The sequence below is a fragment of the Schaalia sp. Marseille-Q2122 genome (assembly GCF_903645355.1).
Taxonomy (GTDB): Bacteria; Actinomycetota; Actinomycetes; order Actinomycetales; family Actinomycetaceae; genus Pauljensenia.
The window spans coordinates 211376-231536 of the sequence record NZ_CAHJXR010000006.1; the positions used below are offsets into that span (position 1 = coordinate 211376).

Here is a 20161-nt window from a genome sequence, read left to right on the forward strand (position 1 = left end):
CTTGCTCTCCGTTTGATGGCTGAGCATGGCGTGTCTGATTGGGGGTTTCGTTTTGATCGGGCTCGGCGTCGGGCGGGGGCGTGTCATTATTCGTCGCGCACGATTTCTTTGTCGGCGCAGTTGACGGATCTGTATGACGAGGCCACCGTCCGTGGCGTGATTTTGCACGAGATCGCCCATGCGCTGGTAGGGGAGGGGCATCATCATGATCGGGTATGGAGGGCGAAGGCTGAGGAGTTGGGGGCACCGGATTCGGTGCGTTTACCTCGGGAGCTACCTTCTGTTGAGGCGCCGTGGGTAGGGTCGTGCACTCGCTGCGGGATGCAGAAGCGGTTGTTTTCTGCGCCGAGGCGGGTGGTGTCGTGTGGGAGTTGTGACCGTATGTTTAATGGCGATCTGGTGTTGGAGTGGTCCCATAATGGGGTGCCCACTGTTCCTGGTGGCCGGTATGCCGGGGAGCTTGCCCACCTCAAACGTAATCGAGAATTATAACATATCTAATCTACGGGCCGGTTGACACTTGTCACCCATAGGGGCAATTGCGCCACGCATGCCACACGCCTTGACATAGCTCAAGCTCTAGTGACACCTTTCGTTAAGGCTAACGATCCTATTTTTGTGATATTCATCATAGCTTTAGAGATCTTCCTCGGTTTTTCAAGGCTTTGTTCAGACGATCATCGGTCTTGAACACATGGTCGGGATTCAATTCCTTATGATCCTTCATGTCCCTTTTCACTGACCACACGCAAGGAGGCGTGCATGTCACTCTATCGTCATAAGGGTGCACCACCACGGGGAGGCTGGCTGCGACGCAGCATTGCCAGCATCGCCACAGGTGCCCTCACGCTCGTTTTGCTCACCGCACCCCCCGCTGCGGCCGACACCCCTGACACCGCCCCCTTAAACGTTGGTTTCGCCGGATCTTTCGGCGACAACAACTCCTACACAAAGGCAGACGGTGAAGTAGTTACCGGTTCACTTCAGCGCCTCGCCGGCACAGAAACTATTGCCAACGGTGCAGTAACCCTTGCTGGCACCACCACAGGTATTCAATACACCAGCAATGAGGCCTCCCCCTTCGCCTCTGAAGGAGACGACGCCAACAAGAAGATCCGCGCAGAAATGATCTTCACCCCCCAAGCAGATCAGCCCAACTTTGCAACCCTGTTCTCTGCGGGCGGCAACCTGTTCGTCCGTTATGAACAGGGAAAGATCTACTACGGATACTCCGCCAACACTCCCGGCGCCTCACGCCCATGGAGTGACCACAAGGGCAGCATTGATCTGCCCGAAGCAGGAAAAGCGCACCTACTCCGAGTCGAATACCTCCCTGGTGACACGACCACAATGAAGGTCAGCATCAACGGAACAGACGGCGAGATCGTTTCCTCCGACAAGAAGTCTCGCCTCGCCGGTGCCGCTAAGGCACTCTACGGATTCGGGCGCGAGGTCAACCCCGGCGGGGACTCCCCCCGACGAGGGTTCAAGGGTTCCATCCAGCATGTGCGCATCCTCGCTGACAACGACGACTGGGCACTGACCCGCCCATCTGAGGACGGCACACCCGGTAACCCACCAGCGCCCGAACCGCCCTCGACAGGCGATGGTGACGATGAGGACGAGCAAGAACCCGGCACGGTTCGTGACGCTGTGGATGTCACCTTCGGCGGCGACTTCTCCTCAGGTAACGAATACACCGCAGCCACCGGAGAAAAGAAGGAAGGCGTGCTGGCGCGCGTAGCAGGTACCGAAACCAAGCTCGATTTTGGTGGCCTCTCACTGCCCGGCAACCGTACCGGCGTCACCCTCACGGCCTCACAGCCCCAGTTCAACCTCGCCGACCCAGGCAGCCAGGACATGATTCGAGGCTTCCGCGCCGAGATTCTCTTCACGCCAGAAGCTGACCAGCCTGACCTTGCCACAATTTTCTCCGCTGGCGGCAACCTGTACGTACGTTACACCGGTGATTCCATCCAGTACGGATTCTCATCCAACAACGGATCACGCTGGTCAACCCACCAGAACTCTATTGCCGCCCCACTTTTGACCCGCCCCACCCTGGTGCGCGTCGAGTACCTTCCATCAACGACCGCTAACACCACCATGCGCGTGTGGATCAACGACAAGGAAGCAACCCCCATCAACGTTCGTGCGGTCTCTCGCATGAGCCCCAATAAGAGCAACGTGTTTGGCTTCGCCACCGAGGTTCACCCTGCTGGTCAGGGACGCGGCCTCAAGGGTACCCTCAAGCACATCCGCCTTGCCGCACCCGATTCTGGGTGGATTGTTGAGGTCCCCAAGGGAATTGGTGACATTCTTGACGGCACCTGCGAGTTCGACAAGCCCGCTCCGGCCAACACCATCACCGTCACGCGAGAAGACTGCGCCGCCTCAATCCGCGCGAAGCTCTCTGCCCTGCGCCCCACAGCTCAGCAAGCAGATTTCCTCGATGCTGGCCTGACCGCCTTCATCCACTATGGCATCAACACCTACTGGGGTAGTGATGGGCGCGAATGGGGTTACGGTGATGAGAACCCCATGGATTTCAACCCGACGAACCTCGACACTGACCAGTGGGCAAAGACCCTGGCCGATGCAGGATTCCGTTACGCAATCCTGACCATCAAGCACCACGATGGCTTCACGCTCTACCCCTCGCGTTACAACGAGTTCGGCGTTCAGAAGTCCTTGAACTTCGAGGGCGGCAAGGGCGACGTCGTTCGCCGCTTCGTCGACTCGTCCCGCAAGTACGGCCTGAAGGTCGGCTTCTACGTCTCCCCCGCTGACTCCCACCAGGAACGTCGCGGCATCTACGGAAACGCCCGCCCCAAGCAGGAACGTTCCATCCCGACCCTCGTCGCTGGCGATAGCCGCGAAGGAAAGATCGGCACCGAGTTCCCCGGCCCCTTCACCTACGAAGCCTCGGATTACGGGTCGCTCTTCCTCAATACCCTCTACGAGCTCCTCACCGAGTATGGCTCCATCGACGAAGTCTGGTTCGATGGAGCAGGTGGTAACACCGCTCGCACCGAGGTTTTCGATCACACGGCCTACTTCGATCTGATCCGCAAGCTCCAGCCTCACGCGCTGATTGCCGTCGCTGGCCCTGACGTGCGTTGGGTGGGTAACGAATCGGGTCTGGCTCGCGAGGCCGAGTGGAGCCCGCAGGCTGTGAAGGACAACCCCACCGGCAACTACTCGGTTGTGGGCGCTACCAGCGCAAACCTCGGCTCATTGGAAAGCGTCGTCAGCCAGGTACTCTCCGGTCGCGTCTCCAAGCTGACCTGGTATCCGGCTGAGGCTGACGTTTCAATCCGTCACGGCTGGTTCCATCACCGCAACCAGCGCATTAAGCCCATGAGCGAGCTGCAGAAGATTTTCCGTGAGTCTTACGGCCGCAACTCTGTGCTGCTCTTCAATGTGCCGCCAACGCGCGAGGGTAAGTTTGACGACCGCGATGTCGCTTTGATTCAGGAATGGACCCAGTGGCGTCACGCCGCCTACACCGCAAATATCGCACTAGGCCGTCCCGGTAGCGTGTCCTACCCGGGCGCTTCAGAGGGCGAAAATCTCGTTGAAGAGACGAAACTGCTCACCGACGGATCCTTGGATACCGGCCCCGGTAACCCCAACGCTTCCGAGACAGGTACCTGGACTGTGGAGCTTGACGGCGTTCACTCTGTGGATGCAGTCATGATCTCCGAACAGACCCGCGCCCACGGCCAACAGGTTGAGGCCTTCAACGTGGAGGTCCGCAACGGTGGGCAGTGGACTCAGGCCGCTACTGCCTCGACCATTGGTGCTCGTCGTATCGTCACCTTTGATCGGGCTTACGAGGCCGACGCCGTGCGCGTGAACGTTGTCAAGGCTCGTGGACCCGTGTTCCTCTCTGAGGTTCACGTCCACGGTGCGGGTATGGCAGCGCCCGACTACGACACCTACTACGTTGACACTTCCGCGCCGGTATCTGGCCCGGGTACTCTTGATCGCCCAATCGGCCACCTGGATCAGCTCAAGCAGATGACCTTCAAGCCTGGCACGAAGGTGCTGTTCAAGCGTGGAACCACGCTGAGCGGTCAGCTTGTCATGTGGGGCTATGGCACCGAGGAATCCCCTGTCACCGTTGGTTTCTACGGTGAAGGTGCCGATCCTGTTCTGGCTCTGTCGAACTCCAAGCAGACCACCTTCGAGGGTGTGTTGGAGGATCTGGGCCACTCGAAGGCCAACTGGCGTCTGGAAAAGGCAGCTACGCCCCCTGCTGAGCCTGGCGATAACAGCACCCCTGGCGGCAATGACTCTGAGAACCAGGGTCAGCCCGGCGACCAAGGCCAACCCGGCGACCAAGGCCAACCCGGCGGCAATGACTCCGAGAACCAAGGCCAACCCGGCGGCAATGACTCCGAGAACCAAGGCCAACCCGGCGGCAATGACTCTGAGAACCAGGGTCAGCCCGGCGACCAAGGCCAACCCGGCGGCAATGACTCCGAGAACCAGGGTCAACCCGGCGACCAAGGCCAACCCGGCGACCAAGGCCAGCCTGGTGGAAACGGCGGCAACTCCGGCGGCGAGCAGCCCGGCGATGGCGGCAACTCCGGCCAGCCTAGCGACAATGAGGACATCACCAAGGTGCCCGCAGTCTCCTTGAAGGTTGGCGACGCTCCTGTAAGTGGCCCCGTAGCGGCTGGCACAGAGCTCACGCTTCAGGCTCCTGCAAAGACCGGCGAGACGGTGAAGTTGTGGATTCACTCCGATCCTGTTTTGGCAGGCACAGCGGTCGTAGATTCTTCGGGCGTCGCTACTGTGAAGTGGCGTATCCCAGCGGATTTCCCTGCTGGAGATCACCAGGTATTTGCTCGTGACGAAAAGGGCAAGCTCTTGGCTTACGCTGCGTTCAAGGTAGCAAAGGCCGACACTCCGGCTCCTGGCACGACCCAGCCCGGAACCGACACGCCGAAGGATAAGCCTACGGACGATCCCCAGAAGAAGGGTGAAACCCCCAAGAAGGACGGTAAGCCCACGTCGAAGAAGGTTCCCACTGCTTCTGCGAAGCAGGGTGGCCTGGCTTCCACCGGTGCCGCTCCTGTGGTTGGCATCTTCGCACTCTTCGCTCTTGCAGGTGCAGGAGCCCTCGCAACCAAGCGCATGTCGCGTAAGGGTGTGAAGTGATCCCACGAGTGTGATTGCCTAATCACCTCAGGGTGGGGGAGTGACTCACATGAGTCACTCCCCCACCCTTTCGCTTTTTCTCTGTTGCGCGTCTGTCTACTTCCCGCAGCTCATTTCACACACCCCAACCTCACGCCCTCGGCTCCGGCATGTGAGTCCACGCCCCTTTCTTGCTTCCACCGAGACTTTTTGGCCGTGGGCTCACACCTGGGATCGGGGGTGGATGTGGGACGTGGGGACTGGGAGCATCCTGCAGACAGCACTACGATAGAAGCACCTACCCGATCGTGACCCTTTCAGGAGCACTCGTGACCACTGCATTTGATGACGGCGCAACCTCCCCCGATGGCCTGCCTGCTGACCAGCAACCTGACCGGGAGACCTTAACCTGGCAGGGTTTTGGTGATGCGTCGCGTGAGCTTACTGCCAGCATTGTGGAGTCGGGATGGATCCCTGATCTCATCATTGCGATCGCTCGCGGCGGCTTGCTTCCCGCCGGTGCGATTTCCTACGCGATGGGGGTGAAGGCTATCGGCACGATGAATGTTGAGTTCTACACCGGCGTGGGTGAGACGCTGGATGAACCGATGCTGCTTCCACCTCTGATGGATGTGTCGGCGATGGATGGTAAGCGCGTGCTTGTGGTTGATGACGTGGCTGACTCGGGCAAGACCTTGAAGATGGTCATGGATCTCATTGCAGAGCATGGCTTGTCTCTTGATGGGGAGACCACGGTCCGCGTGGAAGCTCGTAGCGCGGTCATCTACGAGAAGCCGCGCTCGATTATTCGCCCTGATTACGTGTGGCGCGTGACCGATAAGTGGATTAATTTCCCCTGGTCGACTCTGCCTGTCATCACTGGCTGATGTAGCTGATTCACCACCGCCTCGTATTCCCCTGACTGCCTATGTCAGGGGAATACTCATATCCGCGGCTATTTCTGCGCGAACCAGGCGTGCCAGTAGGCGTAGAAGTTGAGGTTGCCCCACGCTGAGCATTCGTCGCCGTATCCGGCAAGAGCCGCCTCGTTGGGTTGGTAGGGCGTGTAGTTGTAGAGGTTGGCGGTGGCTTGGTTGGTGATGGCGACCGGCGCGGCGCCGCATTGGCCGGAGGGGTGGTAGGACACGGCTGCGGTTTCGCCCGCATGGAAGGTGTAGTGGTCGGGGATGATGCGGTACATCTGGAATTGGCGGGCGGCGTAGTAGACCTGTTTGATGAGTCCGGCGTAGTCGGTGTTGCATTCGGCGCCGTCGGGGCAGGAGTAGCCCATGGCGGATGCGTAGCGGTAGGGGGCGAGGCTTGCGCCTGAGGCGGTGATGAGTCCTTGTTCTTTTTGGAGGATGACGAGCAGGACTTGGGGGTTGATTTCGCAGGCTTGGGCGGCGGCGTGGATGAGGTCGGCGGCGTTGGCGCCTTGGGGAAGGTTCATGGCCCAGCAGAAGTCGTCTTCTGGGAATGAGACAGCTGCTTCGGCGCGCCAGTCAGCCAGGCAGGGGGTATCTCCTGATGGGCCGGGCGTGCAGCCTGCGTTCCATGTGGTGACGAAGGTGGCGATGTCGTCGCGGCTCATGGCCGCGGTGTTGTAGAAGTCGGCGTCGGAGATGATGGTGCCGGGGTCGAATCCGGCGTAGCTCAGGGGTGGGGTGCGGGGCGCCGTGTGGTGTTCTGGTGTTGGGGTGTCGTTGTCTGCGATAGGGCGTGAGCCCAGGACTGCCAGCATGATGGTGACGAAGAGCCAGACGAGGAATAGTCCGGCGACGATGACGCTGAAGAATACGACGCAGCCTCGTGCGGGTGTGGTTTGACGAGGGCGGCGCCGTGCCTGCCGTGAGCGTGCTGGGCTGGTGGGGCGGCGGCCGGGTTGGCGGTGCGCTGTGGGACCGTGGGGACGGTGTTGTTGGGGCTGGCGGTGGCTCATGTGCGAGGGTATGCGGGTGGCGTGGAGGCCGTTCAGTGGGCGAGGGCGTGGCGGATGTGGTTGATGATCTGCGGGGTTGTGCGTTCGACGACGTCGAGGGTGTCGAGGAAGTCTTGGTGTCCGCCGTACCAGGGGTCGGGCACGTCGATGTCTCCTGCGCTGGAGTGGGGGTCGAAGGAGCGGAACATGCGGATGTCGACGGTGGAGTAGTCGCCGAGTTCACCGTTTTCTGCGCGTTCGACGCCTGCCATGTCGGCGAGGCGGACGAGGTTGGAGCGGTGGTGGCCGGTCATGGCGAGGATGAGGTCCCAGGTGCCGAGTTCGTGGGGGCGGATTTGGCGGGCGGCGTGAGGGTGGACGGTGTATCCGGCGTCGCGCAGGACGCGGGCTGCGCGACGGTCGATGGGGTTGCCTTGTTCTTCGTTGGAGACTCCGGCTGAGTCGACGATGACGTCGAGGTTTTCGCCGTTACGGCGGAGGTCGGTGAGGGCCTGTTGGAGGACTTGATGGGCCATTGTGGAGCGGCAGATATTGCCGGTGCATACCATGAGAACGCGGAAGGTCATGCTCATATTATGCGGCACTGGCTTGCGCGCTGATGGTTGGGGTGGGCGCTGGTGGTTTCAGCGTGTTGCTGTGCGACATATGTCGATATTGCCCCCAACCAGCAAGTCTTATTAAATGGTCATAAAAAGTGCTTCGATCGGCCAAAATGGTCTTATTTTTCCTCTAGGATGGAAAGTGGCAATGATGCCCCTACAAGGAGGGCCTCGATGATGAGATCGCGCATCCTTGTTCGCCACATCCCAGGTGGATAAGAGGACCGCAGACGCCATTCGCGTCAGACGGTGCCCACACAGGCCCGTTTGATGACCCACTCTGGCAAGGCTGGTCGTGGCGCTTTGGCGTTGTCCATGACCGCTGCTTTGGTTTTTGCCGGTGTAGTGAGCCCTCAGGCTGCTTTTGCTGCCGAGGGCGATCCCCTGGTTGTTGACGTTAGCGCTCACGGAATTCATCCGAATACGGGTGAGGACGCAGCTACCGCTATTCGCGCAGCAATCGCCGAAGCGAAAGCCCACACGGCAAATGGCGGCAGCGCTATTGTGCGTTTCCCGCAAGGCCGCTACGACATCTTCCCCGAGATGTCATAGGAGCGCACCCTGTATGTGTCTAACACTGTGGGCACCAACCAGGACTACAAGAACATGAAGATTGGCCTGCTCGTTGAGGGCGCCAAGAACATCACCATTGACGGTGGTGGTTCGACCTTCATGTTCCACGGAAAGATGACGACCTTCGCGGCGATTGACTCCACGAACGTCACCTTTGAGAACTTTACGGTCGACTTCCAGGTTCCAACCGTTGTTGATGTCACCATCGAGAGCGTTAACGGTAACGAAGTGACGGTCTACGTTCCCGAGGCCTACAACTACACGGTTGCCAATAACACCGTGACCTGGCTGAGCGATGTTAGCCCCTACACGAAGCGGCCCTATTGGACGATGCGGGGCGTTCCCACCTACACCCAGCGTTACAACACGGTGACGGGCATTACCCGTCGCGGGGACACTCGGGCACACATGAACCCTCTGTCCCGCGCAACGTCGGTGACTGACGAGGGTAATCGCCGCCTGAAGTACGTCTTGCGTCCGGGCGCGACCGCTCGGATCTCGTCCCCGGCATGTCTTTCCAGATGCGCGACACCGATCGCGATCATCCGGGTACCTTCTTCTGGCAGAGCAAGGACCTGGTCCTGCGTAATCTTGATGTGCACTTCCTCCACGGCTTTGGCATGGTGGGCCAGCACAGCGAGAACATCACCATGGATGATGTGGACTTCGAGGTCCCCGCATCGTCTGGCCGTTCAACGGCAGGCTTTGCTGACTTCATTCAGATGTCGGACACTAAGGGTCTCATCGACATTTCCAACTCGACCTTCTCCAACCCTCACGATGACCCCATCAACGTTCATGGAACCTTCTTGCAGGTCATTCACAAGGAGGGCCGTAAGGTCCGCGTGCAATACAAGCACCGTGAAACTGCTGGCTTCCCCAGCTTCTATCCGGGCGACAAGGTGGAGTTCTCGCTGAAGAACTCACTGGCACCGATAGCTTGACGGATATTGAGCTTGTCCTCTGCCCTGATGTCCCCGCCGCTGTGCTCCCGAACCGCGCGGTCGTCGAGAACATCACCTACACGCCGAATGTGCACATCCACAAGAACATCTTCAAGGAGACCCCCACCCGCGGTATCCTCATGACCACTCGCGGTGAGGTCGTCATTGAGGACAGCCTCTTTGATGGCATGGGCATGGCTGGTATTTTCATCTCCAATGATGCGAATAAGTGGTACGAGTCTGGTCGCACGACGAAATGTGACGATCCGCAATAACGTCTTCCAGCGCAGCAACAATCAGGCGATCTTTGTGGAGCCGACCAATAGGTTCGCAAGCCCTGACAGTGCTGTTCACACCAACCACACCATCACGGGGAATACCTTCTACATCCAGAACCACGCACCTGCACGTCGTGGCCACGACATTAAGGGACACTTCGTTCTGGACGCCAAGAGTGTCGACGGCATTAACTTCACCAACAACCGCATCATTCGCGAAGATCGCAAGGCGGTTGTCACTCTTGCTGACACTCCCGCGACCATGGCAGTCAATGACACTCTGACCCTGGATGCTCAGGCGCGCCTGGCCGATGAGACCGCAGGCAGGCTCTTCAAGTTTGTCGGCAGCAACAACGTTCGCCTTGAGGGCAATAGCTACGATGTTGGCCTCAACCTCGGCAGCCGCATTGAAAGCGGCATGGCCGAAGACCACGTGAACTTCGCTGCGGACAACATTGCCTACAACACTGACAACCGCACTGAAGCTGCCACTCAGGTGAGCTTCACCAGTTCCAACCCCGACGTGTTAACCGTCGAGAACAATGGCACCGTCACCGCTAAGGCTCCCGGCATCGCCCATGTGCGTACCTGGGTGACGGTTGGTCAGCGCACCTTCCCCGGCCCCTCGCTCACCATCACGGTTCAGGGTGACAGCCCGATGCCGCCGGAGACGCCAATCCCGCCGGTCGGCTCGGCTAACGACCCTGCGTCCAACGCCGACGCTGCCCTGGCTCAGGCAACGATCACCGGCCTCAATAGCCCCTTCACCTTCAACGAAGGAACGCTCCATTACCTCATGACCGCCCCTGTGGAAACCGAATCGGTGTCCCTGGCCCTGGCCGCACGCGATACCCGCGCACAGATGACGGTCACGTACAACGGAGCGACGATTGAACCCTCGTCGACGCTGAGGCTTGCTCCTGGTCGCAATGTCATCGAAGCGACCGTGACCGCCTCGGACCAGGTGACGAAGAACGCCTACCGTTTTGTCATCATGCGTTCCGGTGACTCCAACGCAGCCCTCGCCTCCCTCTCCGTCGCTGGAAAGACCATCGAGCTACAAGAGGGCGTGACCAGCTACGCCATTGATCACCCCGAAGCAGTGAGCGTGCCGGTCGAGGCTCGCAGCGCATCACCTCGTTCGACGGTCACTATCGTCCACAAGGGTCGCGTCAGTGCCGATGGTTCGGTCACTCTGGTTCCCGGCCGCAATGTCATCAATATCCTGGTGGCCACGGAGACCAGTGCTGCTCCTCAGCGCTACGAGGTCGTCGTGAAGGTCCCGAAGGCTGACAACGCTCTGTTGGAGGCTTTGGATCTTGGCGCAGTGGATATCTCCCCCGAGTTCGCCCGCGACACCACGGACTACACGGTTTTGGCGACCGCCTCCAGCCTCACGGTGAATGCTCGCGCTGAAGAAAAGAATGCCACCGTGTCCGTCCATGTTGGCGACACTCTGGTTGCCCAGGCGAAGGGTGCCCTCAGCAGCGAGGTTGGTCTTAGCGAAGGTGAGAACACCGTCAAGGTGACTGTCACCGCTCCCGATGGTGAGACCTCGAAGGTGTACACCCTTGCTGTGACCGCCGTCAGCCAGGTCTTCCTTTCTGACCTTGAGCGGGAGAGCGCCACCTCGGGTGACAGGCGCGTGGTCCAGCGTGACCTCAGCACCGACCGTCGTCCTCTGAGCGTGTGGAACGGTAGCGAAGCCCAGACCTACACCAAGGGCCTGGGTACCCACGCAGACTCGACGATCATCTACAACATCGCGGGTAAGGGCTTCACGACCTTTAACGCATCTGTGGGTATTGACTACGAGACGAATGCCAAGCCCGACGAAGCAAATGTCACCTTCGAGGTGTGGGTTGAGGACGAGAAGCGCTACACCAGTGACGAGATGGGAACCCGGGTTCCCGCAGCCTCCACTGGCGAGATCAATGTTGCTGGCGCAAGCACCCTCAAGCTCGTCGCCAAGGAGTTCACGGTCGCAGCATCTTCTGCTGACGCCGCGATGGGTTCGGTGAGTGTTGATCGCACCCCGGGTACCTACCGCACGGGCGAGAGCGCAGTCATTACTGCGGCCCCCGCTGAGGGTCACACCTTCCTTGGCTGGAGCTACGCCGGTTCTGAGGACATCATCAGCACCGAAGCCGCATTGAGCTTGAAGGTCTACGCCACTACTGACCTGGTTGCTCGCTTCCGCGCCAATACCCCGGCAGTGACCATCACCGCTGGTGAGGTCAGCGTGACGGGCGAACCGGTGGTGGCCAGACCCTGGTTGCTCTTGCTGGCACCTGGCAGCCCGAGGGCGTTGCTCTGAGCTTCCAGTGGAAGGCTGATGGTGAGCCCATCGCCGAGGCCACCGCCGCCGAACTGCCTCTGACCGAGGCGCTGGTGGGGAAGAAGATCAGCGTCGCCGTGACCGGCACCCTTGAAGGTGCTGAGGCAGTCACAGCACGTTCTTCCGAGGTCGTCGTTCGCGCTGCAGGTACCACTGACCCCGGCACGGGTCCTGGCACGAACCCCGGTACCGACCCAGGCAATCAGACTCCTGCGCCTGGTGGCACTGAGCCTTCCGTCAAGGTTGTGACCGATGGACCTCTGCGCCCCGGTGACGCGATTGCCATTGAGGCCTCCGGTTTTACCGCCGGGGAAACAGTGTCTCTGACCCTGCACTCCGATCCGATCCACCTTGGTGATGTTTTGGCTGATGCAAGCGGCAAGGTATCTGCCAGGATCACCCTGCCTGAGAATGCTCCTGCAGGTCTGCATCACATCCAGGCTAAGGGTCTGACCAGTGGCAAGGTGGCAAGCTGGCCGTAACCCTCCTCGCTGCTGGCACGGATGCCGACTCCTCCAAGGGTGATGACAAGGGTGACGGAAAGAAGCCTGCAGGTGATTCGAAGAGCGGTCAGGACAAGAAGAGCACCGGTAAGGGTAAGAGCTCGTCACTTGCTGTGACGGCGCTGTGTCGCTCCTTGGCCTGCTGGCTCTCACTGCTGGCGATGGAGCTGCGGCGATGGCTGTTCGTCGTCGCAAGGCACTGACTGACTGAGCTTGCGGGTTCCTCGCACTCTGCGAGTGCGAGGAACCCGTGCCTGTCACAGTACTGGGGCCGCTGGTGGTGCAACATCTTCGTTGCGCCACCAGCGGCCCCAGTGTGTTGTCAGAAGAGAGCCTGTGCCAGGAATTTAGAGACGTCCTTGTCTCGCTTCCTGTGGCCTGAAGCTCAGTCTGACCAGATGGCCCTTTCAGGCATGATGACTGCTGAGTCGCGGCCTCCATCACCGGCGTCGGCGATGGAGATGGCCAGTTGGGCTGGCACTCCTGGGGTGACTCGAGCAGTGCAGGTCAGGGGAATGCTGATGCCATTGAGGGCGGTGTACACTCCCGTGCGGCGCGCGAGGTTTGGCCCGAACAAGCGGGGGAAGCGGAAGCGGCTGAGGTTTGCGACGCTGACAGCAGCCCCGTTGGGGAGGCAGGTGCAGCGCTGTCCGTTGACGGTCACATTCATGACGTCATTGAACCGTGAACGCGCATAGAAGGGGTACTCTTCGCTGGCGAAGAAGTAGCGGACTTTAATGGTTGAGCCGCGAGGGACAACGGTGGCGCGGTAGGTGACCGCGTCGTAGGTGCGCACTCCCGCGAGGGAGGTCAGCTGGTGGTCGCCTGCTCCTCCCAGCCAGCTGCTGGCCTTGTACTGGGTGCGCCCAACAACATCAGAGGCATAGCCTGTGCTGAGCACCCATGCCCTCTTGTGGCGGAGCAGGCCGTTGACGCTGCCCCATTGGCTGGCGTCGCCAACCACTCGTTCGCACTTCTTGGTTAATCCGCGGCCAAAGAGTCCACCGTTTGGGTCGTGACCGTGAGGGGGACATGGGCCAGGATTTGGGCTAGGTTGCGGGCCCGGGTGTGGGCCTGGGTGTGGGCCCGGCGTTACTGATCCGGGATCGTGATGTGCGGCCTGTACTGTCACGCCGACTTTGGCGTGCATGGCGGTATCCATTTTGTGGGAAGCGGGCGCCGCGTACACCGGCACTGCAAATGCCGTGAGCAACAGGGCTGAGCTGCCAAAAATGGAGATCATCTTCTTGATGGCCATTTTCTTCACCTCCATTCAGATATCGACATCGAAAAATGCCGATGCATCCGATCCTAGCTGCGAAAAGTATTTCTCGCAGCATTTCCGCTGCCATTATTTTCTCACTCTCACTCAGGCGAGAATAGTTTCTAACTAAGGCAAATTAGCCGCATTCTCCCAGCTAAGCAACCACTTCACCCAACCCTACAATTCCGCTAGATTCCGGCACTTTCCCACACAAGCGACGATCACCAAACACCCTCTAAAGACACCAAGGAAACACTCAGCTGTCCCACAAAATACACATAGACTATTCTCAGAAATGCAAGCCAATGAATACCCACATGCAGCATATCTCTTCATTTCCACAGACCCTATTCCCCTAATCTTATTCAGAGCACTTTTTTAGCTGCACCCACAATTCCACGGTGCATAATATTGACCAGAGCGTTTCCCCACCTCACTCCCGGGTCACACACACAGCCATCGACGCCCAATGAAAGATCAACGAGTCCTGAACAGCTGTACCCCAACAGGTTATTCAGACCATGAACAACTTGGGCTGGGGCATAGAAGCTTCCAGGTTCCTAAACTATTCATTTTCTGAACACCTAAAGGAGCTCAGCGTCAGACCCCTGTCTACTCCTCACCACTTCCACATGAGGCAGACACCCTCACCCAAGCCGCCTCACCCCAGACGCCCTCGATAGGCGTAGGCAGACGCTAGCAAGGAGCGCACATGAGCAAGCAGAGCCAGCTTCTCACCCATGAGTTGCTCATAGTCGCTATAGGCGCACGCCTTATCCAGACACCCAATGCCCCAACGTGCCGCGAAGCAATCAAGGGCCCGAGCATAAACACCCGATCGATCCTGCACAGCCTGCGTCGCCACAAGACCCAAACGCCCCGAAGCAACAAAAAAGGTGAACCCGGGCGCTCCCGATAGCGCCTGAGAGATCGGCAGGAAGATCGCCGCCACCGCCCCCCCGGTTCAACACTGCGCGCCACCGCAGATCACTCTGATCTCGAGGAATCTTCACAACGAGGTAGTCCCAGGCCCCTGGACAATCCACCCACACCCACGGATAGTGACGTGCCGATGACATTCCCCCATCAGTCCCATCGCATTCAAATACGCCCAGACAGAAGGCGGCACCCTCGTAGCTGCCCGAGGTCACCCACCTATGACACCCTCGGGGATTGTCCACGACGGGCAAAAAGCCCACCCCCGCACGATACCCTCGTCAACCTCACCGTGGTAAGTCCACCCTCGCGCGTGAGCCCATGCCGCCCGCAGCGCATCCCTGCGACAGTAGCGCCACTGCACCCACCAAGCAGCAACGGCCAACGCAGCGCCGATGGCGACAAGGTCGATCACGTCATACCACGGCATCGCTACCCTCTCACCGGTGCCAGCGCCCGTCCTACTCGGACCAGATGCCCCGGTCAAGCAGTGCCACAGCGGAGTCGTAGGCGTCATCGCTGGTATCAGCAAGCTTGATGACCACTGTGGCCTCTTGGCCGGGGGTCACGGGAACCGAACAGGTCAGCGGCACCGTAATCCCATCCATCGTGGTGCCATAGCCGCTGCGGCCCCCACGATTATCCACAAAGTACTGCGGGTTCGACTGATCATTGATGGTATTGACGGACACGGGAATGTCCGTACCGGGCACATGCGCACAGCTGTGGCCGTTCACCGTGATGCGCATAATGTCGTTATATTCCGATCCGACATACTCGGGGTATTCCTCACTGGCAAAGACATAGCGCACGAAAAGTTTGGCGCCTGTGGGAATGAGCTTCAAGGTGTAGCTGACTGCATCATGGGTGGGTGCCCCCACTAACGCGGACAGCTCCTCATCACCGGGCATCTCCAGACTGCTGCTGGCATGATAGTCGGGCTGTCCGACAGCATCGTGAATATACCCGGTGCTCAGCACCCAGGTTTTCTGACCGGGCACGAAGCCCTCAACACGGCCGCGCTGGCCAGACGAACCGGTGGTTGTTTCCTCTTCCTTCGTCACACCATCACCGAGGACGTCCTCAGCAACCTTCGCTTGATCGCACCCCTGGGGGAAGGTCCACGGTTGACCATAGAACATGGAACCCTTCCAGATTTCCCATGCCGCTTCGTATCCAACGAAAGGAGCCCATGCCTTTGCGCTGAGCTTGAGGGCTGCCTCGCCCGATGCTCCAATGCTGGCGCAATGCGTGACAGCACCGGCATGCTCCGTGCGTGTAAAGGTCGCATCGGCACGCAAGACGGTCAATTCCCCTGACAGTCCTGCAACGGCGCCGACGTGTTGGTTGCCCACGCCCGGACCGAAGGTGAGGCTGCCGCCGATCCGCAGGGCGAGGGAGCCGCTATCTGAATACCTGGGTTCGGGAACCTTCCCCTCGCCAATCCTGGTGGTCTCTGTACGGGAGCCGCCCACGCCGATGGTGGTGTAGTTCCTAAAGCCCAAGGTGGCGCCGATCCGCAGATTTTCAGCGACGAAATTTCCTTCAAAGCGGGCCTCGGCGATGGGTTCAATGAGCAGCATGGTGGGCACGCCGCCGGGATGGAACATGAGGGCAATCTTGTCAAAGCCCGGAAGGGAGCAGCTCCCAGAGGCTTTCACGGCAGCGTCAAGGGTGACCTGCGCGGTTAGCGCGACGTAGGTTTCAAGCTGGAGTTCGGTGGGAAAGTTCCACAGGTACTTGTCGAACTTGTGCCTGAAGAAGGCGTCGGCCTTGAATTCGTGCCCCTTGATGTGAATGCTGTGTTCACTGCCCACCTGGAAGCAAGACTTGAGCGCATTTCCGCCCGTATTGGGCAGTTTAGTGGGCTTCCCTTGTGGGCGGTCGGGCGCCTGTCGAGAGGGCGGGGGCTCTGGTCTTTCCGCTCCGGGTTGAGGGCGTGAGGCCCCAGGTTGGTTGTGGGGCTTGTCGTTATCGTCTGCGGGATCCTTGGGGCCTGGTGGTGGGCCGGGGATGGAGTCATCCTTTTCTGGCGGGTAGTTCTTTGACTCCATATTCATGAAGGCCAGCACATCAGAAAAACCTCCCGGCGCGAGTTCCACGTGGGTGCCGTCGTGGCTAATGCTGCGCGCGGTGCCGACATATCCGCCGGGAAGGTCATCGGAGACGGGTACGACAACACCGCTGCCAAGGAGAGGAAGGGGCGTGTCGGCGGGCCATTCAAGGACGAGGTTTCCGTTGCGCCCTTGCCCGGGTGGTGTGGCGTCGAGGAAGGTGGCGGAGTATTCGCGGACGAAGGAGGTGGAGAGCTCTGCCTCCTCGTCGGAGGTGCCTAGAACGAGGGAGTAGGCGGGGGAGCCGTCTTGGAAGAGGGTGTAGGCGTAGGTGGTGCCGGGGGTGAGTCCCGCGTCCTGTGCGCCGCTGCTTCCGGTGGGCACGGCCTCGCCCTCGCTGGGCGTTGTGGGCGCGTTTTCACCGAGGGTACGCCGCAGTTGAAGGTCGAGGCCTTCGCCACCCGTCCAGGTGAAGCCAACCTCGGTATCGCTTGCGTTGTGTACGGCGAGGTCTTGGACGCCTGAGGCCAGCACCCAGGTCACTTCGAGGCGTTCAAGGTCAGTGGTGATGCTTGATGGTGGAAGAGTGGAGGGTTCGTAGCGTTTGCCTTCCCACACCAGCGGGGAGGCCGTCAGGGTGTAGTTATCGCGCGGGAGTTCTTGCACGAGGGTGTCCTCCCCGGCGGCTTTGGCGAGGACGTGCCTGGTGCTACTGGTGAGCTCGGCAGTGACTGGCACGCCTGTGGGAGCTGTGAGGGTGACTTCAAGGAATTCGGCTGGGTCATCGGCGTGTGCCGGAAGAATAATGGCGGCAAGGATCAGTGCCAGGGTTGCACCTAGTGCGGAAAGCTTCTTCGGCATCATCGCAGACCTTATTGGGTTGAATAGAATTCACGGCTACACGCCGATGCTAATCTACCGAGGAAGTTTTTTCTAGAGTTTGAGCAGAATATTTTCTCCCCTTTTTTCGCGCCACTTTTGTGAGGTACTCCACCGGTGCGGCATCACTCGAGATCCGCATACTTTTGGCGCGATATCAGCACAAACAAGACGCACAGATCGCGCCAAGTCTCTTCGCACTGCTTCCTGCGCTTCTTTCTTGAAATCCCAGACAAGCACCCTGTCGGCATGATAGAAATAGCTCTGATGTGCGACGCGGAAATTCTTGGGCAGCATTTTCTACCGCCACCAAAATCTCAGGATACGCTCAGGAAACAATAAGGGTTTGTTGATTTCACATGAAAAGCTGGCAAATCTCTAAAGAGGATATTTCAACCACCTCCCTCATCCTCCTACTCCTCATTATCTCTATATTCACTTATATATTTCTTTTTCGTCAGCCAGCAGAGTTTCACGCCCTCCCCCAATCCCACACCCCCTTCACCACCACACCCACCCCCGGCAACACCCTCGACAAACAACACAACACACACCAACCCCCCACACAGGCCGACATCCTCGCCGCAGCCACAGCCGCCAACTGCGACCTCACCCCCCAAGAAATCCACGACCCCACACGCCTCATCCTCCTCCGCCACAACCGCGAACTACCCATCATGTCCCTCAGCCGCGACGCCACCGACGCCGCAGGCGCACCACCCATCTCCGAGCCCTACACCGTCGGCTGGTACAACGAAGGCCCCAAACTCGGCTCCCACCAGGGCAAAGCCGTCCTCACCAGCCACACCTACCACACCGGCACCGCCCTCGGAAACGAACTCAACAACGGCCTATGGACCACCGGAGACATCATCAAAGTCGAAGACTCCGCCGGACACAACGCCTGCTACACCTACCGCGACACCCTCCACATCATGGTCGAGGACTACGACCCCAACTCCACCATCGTCTACGACACCGCCAACGCCCCCATGTTCGCCATGGTCGTCTGCTCCGACTGGGACCCCCACGGCAACCCCCTCGGCCGCATGATCTACTACGCCGACCTCATCACCACCACCCACACAGACGCCACCGGCACCACACACCCCAACAGCCAATCCGGCTAAAGCAAAGCCCCCGAGCCTCACGGCTCGGGGGCTTCACTCACGCAGCACAGCGCCTCTTAGATCCCCAAGAAAGCCACAACCGCATCGTAGGAGTGGCGGGCGGCATCCTCGCCATTCATGTGGAAGGCCTCATCAGAACCCGCACCACACAAGTCAGACACGGCGCGCAGGCACACCCAATCCACACCCATGCCATAACACACCTGGGCCGAGGCAACCGTCTCCATATCGGTGCCAATCGCATCGGGGAAGCGCTGGCGGATACCAGGAACAACCTGCTCAGAAGCGAAGGAGTCACCCGACACAATACGGCCAATCATCACCGGATGAGGGCTGACCTCACGCAGGTGGTCAAGCTTAGCAATGGTGGTGGGGTGCGTGCGGTAATCAACGGGCATCCTGGGGATCTGACCCATTTCGTAGCCGAAAACAGTGACATCAGCATCGTTGTAGATCGCGGTAGTGCCACCGGTGATCTCTCCGACGTTGATGTCCACATGCAGGCCACCGATGGTTCCTGCAGCAATAAACAGTTCAGGGTCAACCAGGCTGAGCGCGCGCGAGGTAGCATTCGCCGCATTAACCAGGCCAATACCGGAGGTCACGACAAGGACACTCTTTCCGGCGAGGGTGCCCAGGGCGAAGGTCTGCTGGTGTAGGTCCTCATCGCCAACGCGAAGAATCTGCACCTCAGAGGCGCCACCAACAGGGGTGAGTGCCTCCATGAAGGGGGCAGCCTCCATGTCCATTGCGCATTGAATGACGGCGTCGACGGCGGTGCGCTCAGGCAGGGCGGGAAGAGTGAGCATAGGAACTCCATTGGTGAGGGGGCAGGAGGCGAAGGGGAGTGTGCCATGTGTGGCCGCATGGACGTGAAATACCCGAATGTCAGGCATTCACATGGCGCGAGCGCGACAGCAAGGATCTGCGCGACAGAGGAACGTCAACAGCGGCGTGCCTGCGCACCGTGGTGCGCAGGCAGTGGTTTCAGTGCTGGCAGTTGCAGCCGCAGCCACCTGAGGGCGCGGTGGGCAGGGAGTCGGCTGCTTCTTGGGCGGCAGCCTCGTCCATCACGTCTTCCCACTCGTCACGCTTGTCGAGGAAGGCAGCGACAGCGGCCTTCGCAGCCTCAAGGGAGTGGTTGGCGCCCCAGCCGCACTGGATCTCATTCGCCGCCGGCACTTCGGTCGCAGCAAGCACGTCACGGAAAGCAGCCTCCAGCAGGGGCAGGAACTCCTCAGTTTCCACACCGAGAAGCATGGCGTAAAAGCCGGTCTGGCAGCCCATAGGGCCAAAGTCAATGAGCTTATCGGTGTGGTTGCGCATAAGCTCAGCGGTGAGATGCTCGATGGAGTGGACGGCGTCCATCTCGAGGTGGTCAACGTTGGGCTGGGTGAAGCGCACATCGTACTTGACGAGGATATCGCCGCCAGGCAGGATCTTGCGATCAGCAACGCGGACGTAGGGGGCGCGGACAAAGCGGTGATCGAGGTTAAAGGACTCGACATTCATGCGTTCAGTCATAATGCTGATTCTACGGGCTTCATGTCCTTCAAAGTTGGCCTGTCCATGCCTC

Annotated in this window: 16 protein-coding genes; 9 read left to right on the forward strand and 7 right to left on the reverse strand. The window is 59.8% G+C overall.

Translation table 11 applies throughout. The features are described from left to right. Positions 1 to 15: 15 nt before the first annotated feature. The 3 genes from HWX48_RS08470 to HWX48_RS08480 all read left to right on the forward strand — a co-directional run bounded on the left by HWX48_RS08470 (position 16) and on the right by HWX48_RS08480 (position 6035). Entirely contained in the window at positions 16 to 492 is a 477-nt protein-coding gene (locus HWX48_RS08470; protein WP_368483992.1) for a SprT-like domain-containing protein, read from the forward strand. 270 nt (positions 493 to 762) lie between these two features. Beyond that, complete coding sequence (locus HWX48_RS11360) at positions 763 to 5169, forward strand: alpha-L-fucosidase (RefSeq protein WP_175956541.1); 4407 nt, start codon at positions 763 to 765, stop codon at positions 5167 to 5169. A gap of 308 nt (positions 5170 to 5477) precedes the next feature. Continuing rightward, positions 5478 to 6035, forward strand: a complete 558-nt coding sequence (locus tag HWX48_RS08480; RefSeq protein ID WP_254873037.1) for a phosphoribosyltransferase — start codon at positions 5478 to 5480, stop codon at positions 6033 to 6035. A gap of 68 nt (positions 6036 to 6103) precedes the next feature. On the opposite strand, the gene HWX48_RS08485 is transcribed toward HWX48_RS08480, so the two are convergent. Together HWX48_RS08485 and HWX48_RS08490 are read right to left on the reverse strand one after the other, a co-directional pair. Continuing rightward, positions 6104 to 7087 carry a hemagglutinin gene (locus HWX48_RS08485; protein WP_175956543.1) on the reverse strand — a complete coding sequence of 328 codons (984 nt, stop codon included), beginning with the start codon at positions 7085 to 7087 and terminating at the stop codon, positions 6104 to 6106. A gap of 32 nt (positions 7088 to 7119) precedes the next feature. Beyond that, positions 7120 to 7659, reverse strand: a complete 540-nt coding sequence (locus HWX48_RS08490; RefSeq protein WP_175956545.1) for a low molecular weight protein-tyrosine-phosphatase — start codon at positions 7657 to 7659, stop codon at positions 7120 to 7122. A gap of 297 nt (positions 7660 to 7956) precedes the next feature. Here HWX48_RS08490 and HWX48_RS08495 point away from each other — a divergent pair, with 297 nt between their 5' ends. From HWX48_RS08495 to HWX48_RS08515, 5 genes are all read left to right on the forward strand, one after another. After that, on the forward strand, positions 7957 to 8238 hold the full coding sequence (locus tag HWX48_RS08495) for a hypothetical protein (protein WP_175956547.1): 282 nt from the start codon (positions 7957 to 7959) through the stop codon (positions 8236 to 8238). A gap of 530 nt (positions 8239 to 8768) precedes the next feature. Next, positions 8769 to 9203, forward strand: coding sequence for a hypothetical protein (locus HWX48_RS08500; protein ID WP_175956549.1), 435 nt, complete (start codon positions 8769 to 8771; stop codon positions 9201 to 9203). Further along, a complete protein-coding gene (locus HWX48_RS08505; RefSeq protein WP_175956551.1) occupies positions 9200 to 9478 on the forward strand; it encodes a hypothetical protein in 279 nt (92 codons plus the stop codon). Before HWX48_RS08500 ends, HWX48_RS08505 begins: the two co-directional genes overlap by 4 nt. Next, complete coding sequence (locus HWX48_RS08510; RefSeq protein ID WP_175956553.1) at positions 9462 to 11798, forward strand: NPCBM/NEW2 domain-containing protein; 2337 nt, start codon at positions 9462 to 9464, stop codon at positions 11796 to 11798. The genes HWX48_RS08505 and HWX48_RS08510 overlap by 17 nt, the downstream gene beginning before the upstream one ends. 74 nt (positions 11799 to 11872) lie before the next feature. After that, a complete protein-coding gene (locus HWX48_RS08515) occupies positions 11873 to 12301 on the forward strand; it encodes a hypothetical protein (RefSeq protein WP_175956555.1) in 429 nt (142 codons plus the stop codon). A 406-nt stretch (positions 12302 to 12707) separates the two neighbouring features. Here the strand turns inward: HWX48_RS08515 and HWX48_RS08520 are convergent, their stop codons facing one another. The 3 genes from HWX48_RS08520 to HWX48_RS08530 form a co-directional block, all read right to left on the reverse strand. Continuing rightward, the gene (locus HWX48_RS08520; RefSeq protein WP_175956557.1) at positions 12708 to 13286 is read right to left on the reverse strand and encodes a choice-of-anchor L domain-containing protein; all 579 of its coding nucleotides are present in this window, start codon (positions 13284 to 13286) and stop codon (positions 12708 to 12710) included. Between the two features lie 1447 nt (positions 13287 to 14733). Next, the gene (locus HWX48_RS08525; RefSeq protein WP_175956559.1) at positions 14734 to 14952 is read right to left on the reverse strand and encodes a hypothetical protein; all 219 of its coding nucleotides are present in this window, start codon (positions 14950 to 14952) and stop codon (positions 14734 to 14736) included. 31 nt (positions 14953 to 14983) lie between these two features. Then, positions 14984 to 17437, reverse strand: a complete 2454-nt coding sequence (locus HWX48_RS08530) for a choice-of-anchor L domain-containing protein (RefSeq protein WP_175956561.1) — start codon at positions 17435 to 17437, stop codon at positions 14984 to 14986. Between the two features lie 377 nt (positions 17438 to 17814). On the opposite strand from HWX48_RS08530, the gene HWX48_RS08535 reads away from it, so the two are divergent. Further along, positions 17815 to 18585, forward strand: a complete 771-nt coding sequence (locus HWX48_RS08535) for a class F sortase (RefSeq protein WP_175956563.1) — start codon at positions 17815 to 17817, stop codon at positions 18583 to 18585. Positions 18586 to 18641: 56 nt separating this feature from the next. On the opposite strand, the gene mtnN is transcribed toward HWX48_RS08535, so the two are convergent. Beyond that, a complete protein-coding gene (mtnN, locus tag HWX48_RS08540; RefSeq protein ID WP_175956565.1) occupies positions 18642 to 19394 on the reverse strand; it encodes a 5'-methylthioadenosine/S-adenosylhomocysteine nucleosidase in 753 nt (250 codons plus the stop codon). A gap of 178 nt (positions 19395 to 19572) precedes the next feature. Further along, entirely contained in the window at positions 19573 to 20097 is a 525-nt protein-coding gene (locus HWX48_RS08545) for an S-ribosylhomocysteine lyase (protein WP_175956657.1), read from the reverse strand. Between the last annotated feature and the right edge of the window lie 64 nt (positions 20098 to 20161).

Bases quoted from the DNA above. Each gene is read 5' to 3' on its own strand.
- HWX48_RS08470 (WP_368483992.1), top strand. From the start codon at position 16: ATGGCTGAGCATGGCGTGTCTGATTGGGGGTTTCGTTTTGATCGGGCT.
- HWX48_RS11360 (WP_175956541.1), top strand. From the start codon at position 763: ATGTCACTCTATCGTCATAAGGGTGCACCACCACGGGGAGGCTGGCTG.
- HWX48_RS08485 (WP_175956543.1), bottom strand. From the start codon at position 7,087: ATGAGCCACCGCCAGCCCCAACAACACCGTCCCCACGGTCCCACAGCG.
- HWX48_RS08490 (WP_175956545.1), bottom strand. From the start codon at position 7,659: ATGAGCATGACCTTCCGCGTTCTCATGGTATGCACCGGCAATATCTGC.
- HWX48_RS08495 (WP_175956547.1), top strand. From the start codon at position 7,957: ATGACCCACTCTGGCAAGGCTGGTCGTGGCGCTTTGGCGTTGTCCATG.
- HWX48_RS08500 (WP_175956549.1), top strand. From the start codon at position 8,769: ATGTCTTTCCAGATGCGCGACACCGATCGCGATCATCCGGGTACCTTC.
- HWX48_RS08525 (WP_175956559.1), bottom strand. From the start codon at position 14,952: ATGCCGTGGTATGACGTGATCGACCTTGTCGCCATCGGCGCTGCGTTG.
- HWX48_RS08530 (WP_175956561.1), bottom strand. From the start codon at position 17,437: ATGCCGAAGAAGCTTTCCGCACTAGGTGCAACCCTGGCACTGATCCTT.
- HWX48_RS08535 (WP_175956563.1), top strand. From the start codon at position 17,815: ATGAAAAGCTGGCAAATCTCTAAAGAGGATATTTCAACCACCTCCCTC.
- mtnN (WP_175956565.1), bottom strand. From the start codon at position 19,394: ATGCTCACTCTTCCCGCCCTGCCTGAGCGCACCGCCGTCGACGCCGTC.
- HWX48_RS08545 (WP_175956657.1), bottom strand. From the start codon at position 20,097: ATGAATGTCGAGTCCTTTAACCTCGATCACCGCTTTGTCCGCGCCCCC.